The following is a 13,544-nucleotide window of genomic DNA, read 5'->3' as shown; positions in this document are numbered from 1 at the left end:
GGCGGCATGCTGGTGAACCCACCCGCAGGCCCGAGGAGGAGCGATGCGCCTACCCGCCTGGGCGGTCCACGCCGTCCGGCCCGTCCACCGCGAGCGCGTGTCCCGAATCTACCTGGGCGTGGTGGCGGTCGCCCTGGTGCTGATGCTGCTGGACAGCGCGGTGCTCTCCAGCAGCGGCACGTCCCTGACCGGTGTGCTGCTGTTGCTGCTGACGCTGCCCTGGACGCCGGCGCTCTTCGCGCTGTACGCGGCCGTCAGCGGCGCCTCGGCGCAGTCCACCGCGTACGGCTGGTCGGGCTGGACCGTGACGCTGGTCGCGGCCGTGGTCTCCGCGCTGCTCAACGCGGTGCTGCTGGGCTGGGCCGCCCGGGTGCGGCGGCGGCGCGCGCCGGTGGCGGGAACTCGGCGGAACTCCGCCGGTGCCCGTTCCTGCAGCCGGCAGGATCCGCGCTCATGGAGACTGCCGGATTCATCGAAGTGCTGCGCCGCGAGGGCCTGTTGCTGGCCGACACCGCCGACAGGGCCGGGCTGGACGCACCGGTGCCGCCCTGCCCGGGGTGGCGGGTGCGGGACCTGGTGCGGCACACCGGGGCGGTGCACCGCTGGGCGACCGGGTTCGTCGCGGAGGGGCGCAAGGAACCGGGCGCCTTCGACGACTCGGCCCCGGGCGACGCGGAGCTGACGCGGTGGTACCGGGAGCGACTGGAGGAGCTGGTCGACGCGCTCGGGGCGGCCCCGCAGGACCTGGAGTGCTGGTACTTCCTGCGGGCGCCGTCCGCGCTCGCCTTCTGGTCGCGGCGTCAGGCGCACGAGGTGACCGTCCACCGGGCCGACGCCCAGGCGGCGCTGGGCGACCCGATCTCCCCGGTCGACGCGGACTTCGCCTCGGACGGCGTGGACGAACTGCTCAGCGGCTTCCACGGCAGGAGGCACAGCAAGCTCCGCACGCCGCATCCGGGCACGCTGCGGGTACGCGCGACGGACACCGGCGCCGACTGGCTGATGCGGCTGTCGCCGCAGTCCCCGGTGATCGAGCCCGGCGCGGGCGGGCACGCGGACTGCACGGTGAGCGGCACGGCGGCGGAGCTGTACGTCGCGCTGTGGAACAGGACGCCCGGCGAGTCGCTGACGGTGGAGGGCGACGCGGCGCTGCTGGAGGCGTTCCGCCGGACCGGCGCGATCAACTGAAGTCGCGGGCGCGCCCGGCGCAGCACCCACGGGCGCGCCCGGCGGCCGGCTACCGCGGCGAGGGCTCCGGGCCGTCAGCCCCGGGGCGCTGCCGCCAGGCCGCCGGGGAGCATCCGCTCCAGGACGGCGAGGTGGCCGGGGCGCGCCTTCTCGTAGCGCTCGCGGCCGGCCGGAGTGAGGGCGACCCGCACGCCGCGCCGGTCCTCGCTGCATATGCAGCGCTCGACCAGGCCCTCCTTCTCCAGGCGGGCGACCAGGCGGGACAGCGCGCTCTGGCTCAGATGGACGCGGTCGGCGAGTTCCTGCACGCGGAAGGAGCAGTCCTCGGAGTCGGCCGAGTCTCCGGCGGCGAGCACGTCGAGCACCTCGAAGTCGCTGGCGCCCAGTCCGAACCTGTGCAGCTCGCGGTCGATCTCGCATGCCGTGCGGGCGTGAACGGCGAGGATCTCCCGCCACTCCGCCTCAAGCGAACGCGCACCCTTGTCGCCGGTCATGTCGCCGAGGGTAGCAGAAAACGGACCCGTATGCACGAGAATTAAATGCGCTTGCATTCGATGCGCGTGCATGTAAGTGTGTCACCCATGACCTCTCCGTCATCAACGTCAACCACCGTCCCCCGCGCCGAAGAGCGCTGGACCGCCCTGCAGTGGGGCACCCTCTTCGTGCTGTGCGCAGCCCTGTTCCTCGACGCCCTCGACGTCTCCATGGTCGGCGTCGCACTGCCCTCCATCGGCCACGACCTGGACCTGTCCACGTCCTCCCTCCAGTGGGTCGTCAGCGGCTACGTCCTCGGCTACGGCGGCCTGCTGCTGCTCGGCGGCCGGGCCGCGGACCTGCTCGGCCGGCGCCGGGTGTTCCTGACCGCGCTCGCGGTCTTCGCCGTCGCCTCGCTGCTCGGCGGCCTCGTGGACTCCGGCGAGCTGCTGATCGCCACCCGCTTCATCAAGGGCCTCAGCGCCGCGTTCACCGCGCCCGCGGGCCTGTCCATCATCACCACCAGCTTCGCCGAGGGCCCGGTCCGCAACCGGGCGCTGACCATCTATTCCAGCTGCGGCGCCACCGGCTTCTCGATGGGCCTGGTGCTCTCCGGCTTCCTCACCGAGGCGGGCTGGCGCTGGACCATGCTGCTGCCGGCCCCCGTCGCCGTCATCGCCCTGCTCGCCGGTCTGAAGCTGATCCCGAAGAGCCCCCGCGAGCGCGGTGAGGGCCGCGGCTACGACCTCCCGGGGGCGGTCACAGGCACCGGGGCGATGCTGCTCCTGGTGTTCACGGTCGTCTCGGCGGCCGACGCCGGCTGGGCCTCGCTGCGCACCCTCGGCTCCTTCGCCGCGGTGGCCGTGCTGCTCGCCGCCTTCGTCACCGTGGAACAGCGGTCGTCCCACCCGCTGATCCGGCTCGGTGTGTTCCGCGTCGCCGGTCAGGTCCGGGCCAACATCGGCGCGGCCACCTTCTTCGGCTCCTACGTGGCCTTCCAGTTCCTGGTCACGCAGTACCTGCAGAACGTCCTGGGCTACAGCGCGATGCAGACCGCCCTGGCGTTCCTGCCGGCCGGCGCGCTGGTGGCGATCCTGTCCACCCGGATGGGCCCGATCGTCGACCGCTTCGGCACCCCGCGGGTGATCACCTTCGGCTTCACCGCCCTGGTCGTCGGCTATGTGCTGTTCCTGCGCATCAACCTGCACCCGAGCTACGCCGCGGTCATCCTGCCCTCGATGCTGCTGCTCGGCGCCGCCTTCGCCACGGCCTTCCCGTCCCTGAACATTCAGGCCACCAACGGCGTCAAGGACAACGAGCAGGGCATGGTCTCCGGCCTGCTCAACACCTCCTTCCAGGTCGGCGGCGCGATCTTCCTCGCCGTCGTCACCGCCGTGGTCACCGCCCACACCGGTCACGGCGGCGGCAAGCAGGCCGTCCTGGACAGCTACCGGCCCGGCCTGTGGGTGATCACCGGGATCGGAGTGCTGGGTCTGCTGGTGACCGTCTCCGGCCTGCGCCGCCGGCGTCCCTCGTACGGCCTGCTGGTCGCCTCCTCCGCGACCGAGCCGATCCGCGAGCAGCAGGTCGACGCGACGCGCGACGACGCGCAGGTGGCCGCGCGCGACTGACCCGGCGCCCGCGCGGGAGGCGTGCCCGCACCCTCCCGTCCGTCCCTGATCCGTCCCTGATGTGACCTGATCCGTCCCGTTCCACCGGTCGCCGTCGCGGTCCCCCGCGGCGGCGACCGCGCATGTCCGGGGCCGGCGGGAGGCGGGACCCCCGGGCGACCGGAAGGGTCCCTGGTCCGCGCGAGGCGGCACCCGTCAGCCCGTCCAGCCGGGCCCCGTCAGCCCAGCCAGCCGGGCCGGACCAGGCCGGACTCGTAGGCGAGCACGACCAGTTGCGCCCGGTCGCGGGCGCCGAGCTTGACCATGGTCCGGCTGACGTGGGTCTTCGCGGTGAGCGGGCTGACCACCAGCCGGCGGGCGATCTCCTCGTTGGTAAGACCGATGCCGACCAGGGCCATCACCTCGCGTTCGCGCTCGGTGAGCCGGTCCAGGCCGGCCGCCGCCGCGGGCTCCTTGGAGCGCGCGGCGAACTCGGCGATCAGCCGGCGGGTCACTCCGGGCGACAGCAGGGCGTCGCCGGCGACCACCGCGCGGACGGCCCGCAGGAGTTCGGCCGGCTCGGTGTCCTTGACCAGGAAGCCGGAGGCGCCCGACCTGATCGCCTCGAAGACGTACTCGTCCAGCTCGAAGGTGGTCAGGACGACGACCCTGACAGCGGCAAGCGCCGCGTCGTCGGTGATCCGCCGGGTCGCGGCCAGCCCGTCCGTCAGCGGCATCCGGATGTCCATCAGCACGACGTCCGGGGTCAGCGCGCGCACCTGGCGCAGCGCCTCCTCGCCGTCCGCCGCCTCGCCGACCACCTCGATGTCCTGCTGCGCGTCCAGCAGCGCCCGGAACCCGGCGCGGACCAGCGCCTGGTCGTCGGCCAGCACGACGCGGATCATCGTCGCTCCTCGGTGTCGCCCGGCTCCGGCCGCCCCGGCTCCGGTTCCTGCCACGGCTGTGGTGACGGCTCCGCCCGAACCGGCTCCGGCTCCGGCCCGGGCCCTTCAGGGGCCGGCTCGGGCCGGGCGAACGGAAGCGTGGCCCGCACGGCGAAGCCGCCGTCGGCGCGCGGGCCCGCCTCGACGGCCCCGCCGAGCGCCGCGGCCCGCTCGCGCATCCCCACCAGGCCGTTCCCGCCGCCGCCGTCCCCGCCGGCCGCCGCGGGACCGTCGTCGTCCACCCGCACCTCGACGCACCCGGCGTCGTAGCGCATCCGGACCCGCGCGGTGCGCGACCCCGAGTGGCGCACGACGTTCGTCAGCGCCTCCTGGACGATGCGGAAGGCGGCCAGGTCGACGCCCGGGGGCAGCGGCCCGCGCCGGCCCTCGACCGCGACGTCCACGACGAGACCCGCCGCCGCGGCCTGCTCGGTCAGCTCGGACAGCCGGTCGAGGCCGGGGGCGGGCGCCCGCGGCGCGTCCCCCGGCGCGCGCAGCGTGCCCAGCACCTGCCGGACCTCGCCGAGCGCCTCCTTGCTCGCGGCCTTGATCGTGGTCAGCGCGGTGCGGGCCTGCTCGGGGCGTTCGTCCATCAGGGCCAATGCGACGCCCGCCTGCACATTGATCAGCGAGATGCTGTGGGCGAGCACGTCGTGCAGCTCCCGGGCGATCCGCAGCCGCTCCTCGTCGGCGCGGCGGCGCTCGGCCTCCGCGCGCTCCCGGCGTTCGCGGGCGATCCGCTCGCGCCGCACCCGGTACAGCTCGGCGGCGGCGAGCACGGCCAGCAGCCAGGCCGCGCCGCCGGAGAGCGTGGTCCACGACGCGGCCCGGTCGTGGGCGGGCGGCAGCCAGCGGTAGAGCCAGGCGCCCACCGCCACATGACCGGCCAGCACCGCCGCGGCCACCGCGAACACGGCCCTGCGCCGCCCGGCGGCGACCGCCGTGAAGACGGCGACGACGAAGCTCGCGAACACCGGACCCCACGGGTAGCCGAGCGCGACGTACAGCAAAGTCGCCCCGCCGACGCCCGCGGTCACCAGGACGGGCCGGCGGCGGCGCAGGAGCAGCAGCGCGGGCCCGGCCAGCAGCAGGGCGTAGCCGAGGCCGTCGAGCGGCACCCGCTGGCTCTGGTGGCGGCCGGCCACGCTGCTGCCGACCACCTGGAGCACGGCCAGCAGGAGCGGCGCGAGCCACACCGGCCGCCCCGCCGACCCCCGGCGACGCCGCGGCGGGGCGGCCGGCTCCTGATAGGTCATGGCTCTCACGCTAGACGTGCCCGGCCCCGCGTGGCGTCCGCCGGCCGGGGGCTTCCCGGCTACTACCCGGAGAGTACGGGCCCGGGCGCGCGCCGACCGCGGCACGGCGGCCGGATTCCGCGGGCGACCGGCGCGGGCGCGACAGCGGCGTGCCGCGTCGTACCCCCGCGGGCGGCCGGGTCAGGCGCGGTCGAACGCCTCCAGCGCGCGGCGGGCCAGCGGGCGGGTGCGGACCAGCTCCGCGAGCGAGGTCTTGCCCCGGGTGATCCCGGCGAAGGCCCGCCAGGCCGGCGGGAAGTTGGTGAGCACCGCGTGCAGCAGCCCGGGCCGCTTCTCGAACAGCGCCAGCATGCGGCGGCCGACGCCCATCTCGACGCCGAGGCCCGCCTTGACCGCGAAGGCGTAGTTGAGCGCCTGCCGGCGGGCGTCCACCGCGTCGTGGGACTCGGCGATCCGCACCGCCCACTCCCCCGCGAGCCGGCCGGAGCGCAGCGCGTAGGAGATGCCCTCGCGGGTCCACGGTTCGAGCAGGCCCGCGGCGTCGCCGCAGACCAGCACCCGGCCGCGGGACAGCGGCGAGTCGTCGGTGCGGCAGCGGGTCAGGTGCCCGGAGGAGACGCTCGGCTCGAAGCCGGCCAGGCCGAGGCGGGCGATGAAATCGTCCAGGTAGCGCTTGGTGGCGCCGCCGTCGCCGCGGGCCGAGATCACGCCCACGGTCAGGGAGTCGCCCTTGGGGAAGACCCAGCCGTAGCTGCCCGGCAGCGGCCCCCAGTCGATGTGCACCCGGCCGGCCCAGTCGTCGGCGACCGACGGCGGCACCGGGATCTCGAACTCCAGGCCGAGGTCGACCTGGTCGAGCTTGACCCCGACATGGGCTCCTATCCGGCTGGCGCTGCCGTCGGCGCCGACCACCGCGCGGGCGTAGACGATCTCCTCCTGCCGGCCGTCCTTGCGGCCGTCGGCCGGGGCGTCCTCCTCGCCGTCGGCCCGGCCGTTCCCGCCGGTGGTCAGGACGACGGCGACGGTGCGCCGGTCGGGGACGCCCGGTCCGTGCTGCTCGACCCGGGAGACGGTCACGCCGGTGCGCACCTCGGCGCCCGCCTCGCGCGCGGCGTCGACCAGCCCGGCGTCGAACTCGGGGCGGTTGATCAGCCCGAAGAGCATCTGCCGGGAGCGCTTGGTGCGGGTCAGCCGGCCGTTGAGGCTGAAGGTGACCGCGTGCACCCGGTCGCGCAGCGGCAGTTCGAAGCCGGGCGGCAGCGAGTCCCGGGACGGCCCGATGATCCCGCCGCCGCAGGTCTTGTAACGCGGCAGCTCGGACTTCTCCAGCAGCAGGACCCGGCGGCCGGTCACCGCGGCCGCGTGTGCGGCCGAGGCTCCGGCGGGACCCGCGCCGATCACCACGACGTCCCAGACCACGGGGGCCCCGCCGTCCTCCGTGCCGCCGTCCTGCGCCGCCTGCTCACCGCTCACGTCTGTTTCCGCTCCTGATCGGCCCGTTCGGCCGCCTCGTGCTGACCTGGCTGTTCACGCATCCTATGCGCCCGAGGAGAACTCCTCGCTGTGGCACCATCGGCAGGGTGCCGTCGCGGACGCCAACCGCCGCGGCGCCCCGGGGATTCCCCGGACCGCCCCACCCGGCCCACCGTGCAAGGAGTTCTCATGTCGTCCGTTCCGCTCTCCGAGGCCGTGGCCGCGCTGATCCCGCGGGCCAAGACCGAACTGGCCGAACTGGTGGCGTTCGCCTCGGTCGCCGACTGGCGGCAGTTCCCGAAGAGCGAGTCGCAGAAGGCGGCCTCCTGGATCGCCGACGCGCTGCGCGCGGAGGACTTCCGGGACGTGGAGGTGCTCGACACCCCCGACGGCACCCAGTCGGTCTACGGCTACCTGCCCGGCCCCGCCGACGCGCCGACGGTCCTGCTGTACGCGCACTACGACGTGCAGCCGCCGCTGGACGAGTCGCGGTGGCTGTCGCCGCCGTTCGAACTGACCGAGCGCGACGGCCGCTGGTACGGCCGCGGCGCGGCGGACTGCAAGGGCGGCGTGCTGATGCACCTGACCGCGCTGCGGGCGCTGCGCGGGCAGGGCGGCGTGCCGGTCAACGTCAAGGTGATCGTGGAGGGTTCCGAGGAGCAGGGCACCGGCGGCCTGGAACGCTACGCCGAGCAGCACCCGGGGCTGCTGGCCGCCGACGCGATCGTCATCGGCGACGCGGGCAACTTCCGGCTGGGCCTGCCCACGGTGACCTCCGCGCTGCGCGGCATGGTGGTCGCCGAGGTGCGGGTGAACACCCTCCAGGGCAACCTCCACTCGGGGATGTTCGGCGGCGCGGCGCCGGACGCGCTGGCCGCCCTGATCCACATGCTCGCCTCGCTGCGCGACGAGACCGGCGCCACCACCATCGACGGCCTCGACGGGGGCGGCGAGTGGCCCGGCATCGCCTACGACGAGGCGGACTTCCGGCAGGACGCCAAGGTGCTGGACGGCGTCGGCCTGATCGGCACCGGCGGCGTCTCGGACCGGCTGTGGGCCCGCCCGGCGGTGACGGTCCTGGGCATCGACGCCCCGCCGGTGGTCGGCGCGACCCCGTCGGTGCAGGCCAGCGCGGGCGCGCTGGTCAGCGTGCGCATCCCGCCGGGGGTGGACGCGGTCCGCACCGGCGAGGCGCTGCGCGCCCACCTGACCGCCGCGGCCCCCTGGGGCGCCAAGGTCGAGGTGACGCTGGGCGGCAGCGGCCAGCCGTTCGCCGCGGACACCGGCAGCCCGGCGTACGCGGCGATGGCCGAGGCGATGCGGGAGGCGTACGGGCGGGAGATGGCCGAGGCGGGCAACGGCGGCTCGATCCCGCTGTGCAACACCCTGGCGGGCCTCTACCCGCGCGCCGAGTTCCTGCTGATCGGGCTGAGCGAGCCCGAGGCGGCGATCCACGCGGTCAACGAGAGCGTCTCGCCGCAGGAGTTGGAGAAGCTCGCGCTCACCGAGGCGCTGTTCCTGCGCCGCTACGCCGCAGCGCACTCCGCGACCCAGGGCGTCTGAGGCCGCGGGCGGCGCCGGTCCGGCGGCCGGACCGACGCCGCCCGAGCCGATCACTCGGCGGGGTGGCCCGCCTCCAGGTGCAGCGGCCGCCCCTGCTCGCGGGCGCGCAGCGCCCAGCGCAGCCGGTCCAGGCGCACCGGCGGCAGCATGTCCGCCGCCTCGTCCTCGGTGACGAACCGCCAGTCGCGCAGCTCCGAGCGCGGCAGCAGCAGCCGGCCGATGTCGGCGGTGGGCACCCGGCCGCCGTCGAACAGCAGCCGCATCCCCCCGTAGCCGGGCGGGCGCGGCGGCTCCCAGTCCACGACCAGCAGCTCCAGGCCGCCGGTCAGCTCCAGGCCCAGCTCCTCGGCGACCTCCCGCCGGCCCGCAGCGGCGACTCGCCGCGCTCGACGACGCCGCCGGGGAACTCCCAGCCCGGCTTGTAGGTGGGGTCGACCAGCAGCACCCGGTCGTCGTCGTCGAACAGCAGCACCCCGGCGGCCAGCGTCTCGGCGCGCGGCTGCGGCGTCTGCACGATTCCGCACGAGCCCTCCCCGCCGCCCACCGCCTCGGCGATCCGCGCGGCGGTCTGCGCCGGGGTCAGGTCCGCGGTCCGCACGGTGTACGCGTCGCGGGCCAGCCAGCCCAGCGCGGCCCGGTAGTCGGGGATGCGCTCCAGCGCCCACCGGCGCGCCGCCTCCGCGGCGGCCGGGGCCTGGCCGGGATCGGCCGGCCGCGCCGCGATCCGCTCGCGCAAAATCGTTTCTCCTGGCTCCAGCAGCACATGCCGGACATCGATGCCGCGCGCCGCGAGGCCGCCGAAGATCTCGTCGCGGTGCTCCTGGGCGAGCAGGGTCATCGGCGTCACCAGCACGCCGCCGACCTCGTCGAGCAGCGCGGCGGCGCTCTCGATCACCAGGCGGCGCCAGACGGGGAGGTCCTGGTAGTCGGTGACGTCCTCGAGCCGCTTCTCGGGCAGCAGGCGGCGCAGGCAGTCGCCGACGGCCTCGGGCTCGTAGAGCGTGCTGTCCGGTACCAGGTCCAGCAGCTCGCGCGCGGCGTGGGACTTGCCGGCGCCGAACGCCCCGTTCAGCCAGATGATCACGGTGCCCCCTTCTCCGTAGACCCCTACGAATTGCCCGGATCATCGGCCCCACCAAACGCCGCGCTCGTCTCGCCGGTCCCCGGCCGCCCGCCCACCCCCTGGAACATCCAGCGTTCTGCTGACGCCCCCCTGTGCCGGTCGGGCCCGACCCCTGCGAGAACCAGGCGCACCAGACCCGCGAGTTCAACGGGCGGGGGCAGGAAAAAACGGGCGACGCCCGGGAGCGGCGGCTCGACGCGCAGGCAGCGCGGACACCGCCCCGGGGCGGGGGCGCGACGCCGAGGCGGTCGGGGAGGTCAGGCCGCGGCGGCCGGCGTGAACCCGTCCAGGCGGAGCGACTCCGCCGCGGCAGCCGCCGCCCCCACCATCCCCGCATCCGTCCCGAGCTTCGCCGGCACCACCTCCACGCCGGCCGCGAAGGACAACGTCGCGTACCGCGTCAGATGCTCCCGCAGCGGATCGAAGAGGATCGGCCCCGCGTTGGCCACCCCGCCCCCGATCACCGCCACGTTGATCTCCACCAGCGTGGCCGTCGCCGCGATCCCCGCCGCCAGCGCCTGCGCCGCCCGGTCGAAGGACGCGAGCGCCACCCGGTCCCCCGCCCGCGCCGACTCCGCGACCGCCGCGGCCGTCGGCGCGACGCCCGCCGGCGGGCGCCACCCCGCGCCCACCGCGCGCCGCGCGATGTTCGGCCCGCTGGCGATCCGCTCCACGCAGCCGCGCGACCCGCACGGGCACAGGTCCCCGTCGAGGTCGATGCTGATGTGCCCGATGTGGCCCGCGTTGCCGGTCGGACCGGGCAGCAGCGCGCCGCCGAGCACCAGACCGCCGCCGACCCCGGTGGAGACGACCATGCACAGCGCGTTGTCGTAGCCGCGCGCCGCGCCCTGCCAGTGCTCGGCCGCGGTCATGGCGACGCCGTCGCCGGTGAGCGCCACCGGCAGCCCGCCGGAGGCGTGCTCGATCCGGGAGACGAGGGGGAAGTCGCGCCAGCCGGGCACGTTGACCGGGCTGACCGTGCCGTGCTGGGCGTCCACCGGGCCCGCGCTGCCGATCCCGACCGCGATCGTGGCCGGCCACACCGGCGCGGCCCGCAGCTCGTCCAGCACCTCGGTGACCGCGCCGAGCACGGTCTCGCCGTCCGGCGTCACCGGCGTCGGCCGCAGCGCTCTGACCAGGAGTTGCCCTTCGGCGTCGACGAGCGCCCCGGCGATCTTCGTGCCGCCGATGTCCAATGCGGCCACGAGTGGACCGGTCGCGCCGTGGGGGTGCATCGCTCGGGGTTCTCCTTCTTCCGTCATCCGTCTGTAGCCGCTGGCATACCGCGGAAAACATGCCGGTAAGCGGTTTCGTACCGCCAGGGTTCCCCAGTGGAAAACCCAGGAGTAGTCTCGCCTGTCCCTGACAACGTTGTCCATCTCTTGCCGCAGGGAATACTACGATCGTGACCCAAACACCTGGACGTACCCCCCGGCCCACCATGAAGGATGTCGCCGCCCGCGCGGGCGTCGGACTCAAGACGGTGTCCCGTGTGGTGAACGAGGAGCCGGGCGTCACCCCCGACACCGTCGCCCGGGTCCAGGCGGCCATCGACGCGCTCGGCTTCCGGCGCAACGACAGCGCCCGCCTGCTGCGCACCCGGCGCACCTCCAGTGTCGGGCTGGTGCTCGAGGACCTCGCCGACCCCTTCTACGCGCCGCTGAGCCGCGCGGTGGAGGACGTGGCGCGCTCGCACGGCGCACTGCTGTTCACCGGTTCCAGCGCGGAGGACCCGCGGCGCGAGCAGGAGCTGGTGCTGGCGTTCTGCGCGCGCCGGGTGGACGGCCTGGTGGTGGTGCCCGCCAGCGAGGACCACCGGTATCTGGTGCCGGAGATGGACGCGGGGGTGGCCACGGTGTTCGTCGACCGCCCGGCCGGCCGGGTGGACGCGGACGTGGTGCTGACCGACAATGCGGGCGGCACCAGGGACGGCGTCGCGCACCTCATCGCCCACGGCCATCGCAGGATCGGCTTCATCGGCGACCAGCCGGGCATCCACACCGCGAGCGAGCGGCTGCGCGGCTACCGCGAGGCGATGGCCGCCGCCGGCATCGACGTCCGGCCGGAGTGGTACGCGATGGGGCCGACGACCCCGGACCGGGTGCGCGCGGTGCTCAACTCGATGCTCAGCGGACCCGAGCCGGTGACCGCGCTGTTCGCCGGCAACAACCGCGTCACGGTCACCGCGGTGCGGGTGCTGTCGGGCAGGCCGCGCCCGGTCGCCCTGGTCGGCTTCGACGACTTCGAGCTGGCCGACCTGCTCAACCCGGCGGTGACGGTGGTCGCGCAGGACTCCCCCGGCCTCGGCCGCACCGCGGCGCAGCTGCTCTTCCGGCGGCTGGACGGCCTCACCACCGACGCCCCGACCCGCACCGAGCTGCCGGCGCGGCTGATCGCCCGCGGCTCGGGCGAGATCCCGCCGGCGGAGTGAGGGGGCGGGCCGCCGTCTGACCGGCCGCGCCCTCACCGGTCCACAGGGCACCGGTCCACACGGCACCGGTCCAGGGGCCGTCGATCCAGGGGCCGCCGGTCCGCGACCGGCCGGCCTGCGGCTCACCGGCCGTCGGCGCGGGCGGCGGCGGGCCGGGAGGCGGTCCGGCGGCCGGCCAGGTCGTCCAGGGCGGCCCGGTCGAGTCCGGTCGCGGCGGCGACCTCGGCGGCGTCCACCGCGCCGCAGTCCAGGCCGCGCAGCAGCTGGTCGCTGAGGGCGCGGGCGGTGGCGGGCTCGTCCATGACGTCGCCCGCGGTCCTGGCGACGTAGGCCGCCAGGCGCGCCGCGGCGGCGGGCAGGCCCTCGCGGTGGAAGGCGTAGACGGCGGCGTAGCGGGTCGGCAGGTGGCCGGGGTGCATGTCCCAGCCCTGGTAGTACGCGCGGGCCAGGGAGCGCCGCACCAGGCCGTAGTGCAGTCGCCAGGCCGCGTGCACCTGTCGCGCGGGCCCGATCGGCAGGACGTTGGTGGAGCCGTCGGACAGCCGTACGCCGGTCCCGGCGGCGGCGACCTGCATGACGGCCTTGGCGTGGTCGGCGGCGGGGTGGTCGAGCGACTGGTGGGCGGCGCCGACGCCGCAGGCCGCGCTGTAGTCGTAGGTGCCGTAGTGCAGTGCGGTGGCGCGCCCCCGCGCGGCGTCGATGAGCAGCGGCACGGTCGCGGTACCGCCGGGGCCGATCACGGCCTGCGGGGTCTCGATCTGGATCTCGAAGCCGATCCGCCCCTCGGGCAGGCCGGCGGCCTGCTCGAACTGCGCGCACAGCTCAGCCATCGCGGCCACCTGGGCGGGGAAGCTGACCTTGGGCAGCGTCAGGGTGAGCCCGCCGGGCAGGCCGCCGTGGTCGAGCAGGGCGGTCAGGAAGAGGTCGAGGGTCCGGATGCCCCGGTCGCGGACGGCCGCCTCCATGCTCTTCAGACGGATGCCGACGTACGGCGGCGCGGTGCCGTCGGCGCTCGTCGCGGCCACCGCGTGGGCGGCGGCGAGGGCCGCGGCGTCCTCGTCGGCGTCGGGGCGGTGGCCGTAGCCGTCCTCGAAGTCGATGCGCAGGTCCTCGACGGGCTCGCGGCGCAGCTTGGCGCGCATCCGGTCGTGGACCTCGGCGGCGAGGGCGTCGGGCAGGCCGAGCACGGCGGCGAGGGCCGCGGCGTCGGGCGCGTGCGCGTCGAGCGCGGCGAGCGCCTGGTCGCCCCAGGAGCGCACGGTGGCGGCGGTGTAGACGTCGGCCGGCACGTAGACGGTGTGCACGGGCTGCCGGGTGGGCGGCTCGCCGGGGTAGCGGCGGGCCAGTTCGGCGTCGGTGGCGGCGAGCGCCGCGCCGAGCCGTTCGCGTACGGAATCCGCCAGCGTGGTGCCGCCCGCCTGGGCCATGGGTGCCTCCGCCTCTCAAGAACTTCAACAGTTCGTTGAAGCGGACGCTAGCCGG

Annotated in this window: 10 protein-coding genes and 2 pseudogenes; 5 read left to right on the top strand and 7 right to left on the bottom strand. The window is 75.3% G+C overall.

The window, feature by feature from the left end; translation table 11 throughout:
- Window positions 1-43: 43 nt before the first annotated feature.
- Together VSR01_RS38175 and VSR01_RS36720 are read left to right on the top strand one after the other, a co-directional pair.
- A pseudogene (locus VSR01_RS38175) lies at window positions 44-328 on the top strand (SCO4225 family membrane protein); the annotation flags it as partial.
- A gap of 125 nt (window positions 329-453) precedes the next feature.
- Window positions 454-1,188 carry a maleylpyruvate isomerase family mycothiol-dependent enzyme gene (locus VSR01_RS36720; protein WP_326453292.1) on the top strand — a complete coding sequence of 245 codons (735 nt, stop codon included), beginning with the start codon at window positions 454-456 and terminating at the stop codon, window positions 1,186-1,188.
- Between the two features lie 74 nt (window positions 1,189-1,262).
- On the opposite strand, the gene VSR01_RS36715 is transcribed toward VSR01_RS36720, so the two are convergent.
- Window positions 1,263-1,682 carry a MarR family winged helix-turn-helix transcriptional regulator gene (locus tag VSR01_RS36715; RefSeq protein ID WP_326453291.1) on the bottom strand — a complete coding sequence of 140 codons (420 nt, stop codon included), beginning with the start codon at window positions 1,680-1,682 and terminating at the stop codon, window positions 1,263-1,265.
- A gap of 87 nt (window positions 1,683-1,769) precedes the next feature.
- On the opposite strand from VSR01_RS36715, the gene VSR01_RS36710 reads away from it, so the two are divergent.
- On the top strand, window positions 1,770-3,293 hold the full coding sequence (locus tag VSR01_RS36710) for an MFS transporter (protein ID WP_326453290.1): 1,524 nt from the start codon (window positions 1,770-1,772) through the stop codon (window positions 3,291-3,293).
- 218 nt (window positions 3,294-3,511) lie between these two features.
- Here the strand turns inward: VSR01_RS36710 and VSR01_RS36705 are convergent, their stop codons facing one another.
- The 3 genes from VSR01_RS36705 to VSR01_RS36695 form a co-directional block, all read right to left on the bottom strand.
- Window positions 3,512-4,177, bottom strand: a complete 666-nt coding sequence (locus tag VSR01_RS36705) for a response regulator transcription factor (RefSeq protein WP_326453289.1) — start codon at window positions 4,175-4,177, stop codon at window positions 3,512-3,514.
- Entirely contained in the window at window positions 4,174-5,472 is a 1,299-nt protein-coding gene (locus tag VSR01_RS36700) for a sensor histidine kinase (protein ID WP_326453288.1), read from the bottom strand. The genes VSR01_RS36705 and VSR01_RS36700 overlap by 4 nt, the downstream gene beginning before the upstream one ends.
- 180 nt (window positions 5,473-5,652) lie before the next feature.
- Complete coding sequence (locus tag VSR01_RS36695; protein WP_326453287.1) at window positions 5,653-6,945, bottom strand: geranylgeranyl reductase family protein; 1,293 nt, start codon at window positions 6,943-6,945, stop codon at window positions 5,653-5,655.
- Window positions 6,946-7,134: 189 nt separating this feature from the next.
- Between VSR01_RS36695 and VSR01_RS36690 the strand changes: the two genes are divergently transcribed.
- Window positions 7,135-8,508 carry a dipeptidase gene (locus VSR01_RS36690; protein ID WP_326453286.1) on the top strand — a complete coding sequence of 458 codons (1,374 nt, stop codon included), beginning with the start codon at window positions 7,135-7,137 and terminating at the stop codon, window positions 8,506-8,508.
- Window positions 8,509-8,558: 50 nt separating this feature from the next.
- Here the strand turns inward: VSR01_RS36690 and VSR01_RS36685 are convergent.
- A pseudogene (locus VSR01_RS36685) lies at window positions 8,559-9,592 on the bottom strand (NUDIX domain-containing protein).
- A gap of 296 nt (window positions 9,593-9,888) precedes the next feature.
- Window positions 9,889-10,866, bottom strand: a complete 978-nt coding sequence (locus VSR01_RS36680) for an ROK family protein (protein ID WP_326453285.1) — start codon at window positions 10,864-10,866, stop codon at window positions 9,889-9,891.
- A 206-nt stretch (window positions 10,867-11,072) separates the two neighbouring features.
- Between VSR01_RS36680 and VSR01_RS36675 the strand changes: the two genes are divergently transcribed.
- A complete protein-coding gene (locus tag VSR01_RS36675) occupies window positions 11,073-12,062 on the top strand; it encodes a LacI family DNA-binding transcriptional regulator (protein ID WP_326453284.1) in 990 nt (329 codons plus the stop codon).
- 122 nt (window positions 12,063-12,184) lie between these two features.
- On the opposite strand, the gene VSR01_RS36670 is transcribed toward VSR01_RS36675, so the two are convergent.
- On the bottom strand, window positions 12,185-13,489 hold the full coding sequence (locus VSR01_RS36670) for a DUF6986 family protein (RefSeq protein WP_326453283.1): 1,305 nt from the start codon (window positions 13,487-13,489) through the stop codon (window positions 12,185-12,187).
- Window positions 13,490-13,544: the final 55 nt, after the last annotated feature.

It is taken from the genome of Actinacidiphila sp. DG2A-62 (assembly GCF_035825295.1).
Classification (GTDB): domain Bacteria; phylum Actinomycetota; class Actinomycetes; order Streptomycetales; family Streptomycetaceae; genus Actinacidiphila.
Note: the sequence above shows the minus strand (reverse complement) of the source record. Positions and strands in the feature narration are given on the sequence as shown.

Bases quoted from the DNA above. Each gene is read 5' to 3' on its own strand.
- VSR01_RS36690 (WP_326453286.1), top strand. From the start codon at position 7,135: ATGTCGTCCGTTCCGCTCTCCGAGGCCGTGGCCGCGCTGATCCCGCGG.
- VSR01_RS36710 (WP_326453290.1), top strand. From the start codon at position 1,770: ATGACCTCTCCGTCATCAACGTCAACCACCGTCCCCCGCGCCGAAGAG.
- VSR01_RS36700 (WP_326453288.1), bottom strand. From the start codon at position 5,472: ATGACCTATCAGGAGCCGGCCGCCCCGCCGCGGCGTCGCCGGGGGTCG.
- VSR01_RS36715 (WP_326453291.1), bottom strand. From the start codon at position 1,682: ATGACCGGCGACAAGGGTGCGCGTTCGCTTGAGGCGGAGTGGCGGGAG.
- VSR01_RS36720 (WP_326453292.1), top strand. From the start codon at position 454: ATGGAGACTGCCGGATTCATCGAAGTGCTGCGCCGCGAGGGCCTGTTG.
- VSR01_RS36705 (WP_326453289.1), bottom strand. From the start codon at position 4,177: ATGATCCGCGTCGTGCTGGCCGACGACCAGGCGCTGGTCCGCGCCGGG.
- VSR01_RS36670 (WP_326453283.1), bottom strand. From the start codon at position 13,489: ATGGCCCAGGCGGGCGGCACCACGCTGGCGGATTCCGTACGCGAACGG.
- VSR01_RS36680 (WP_326453285.1), bottom strand. From the start codon at position 10,866: ATGCACCCCCACGGCGCGACCGGTCCACTCGTGGCCGCATTGGACATC.
- VSR01_RS36675 (WP_326453284.1), top strand. From the start codon at position 11,073: ATGAAGGATGTCGCCGCCCGCGCGGGCGTCGGACTCAAGACGGTGTCC.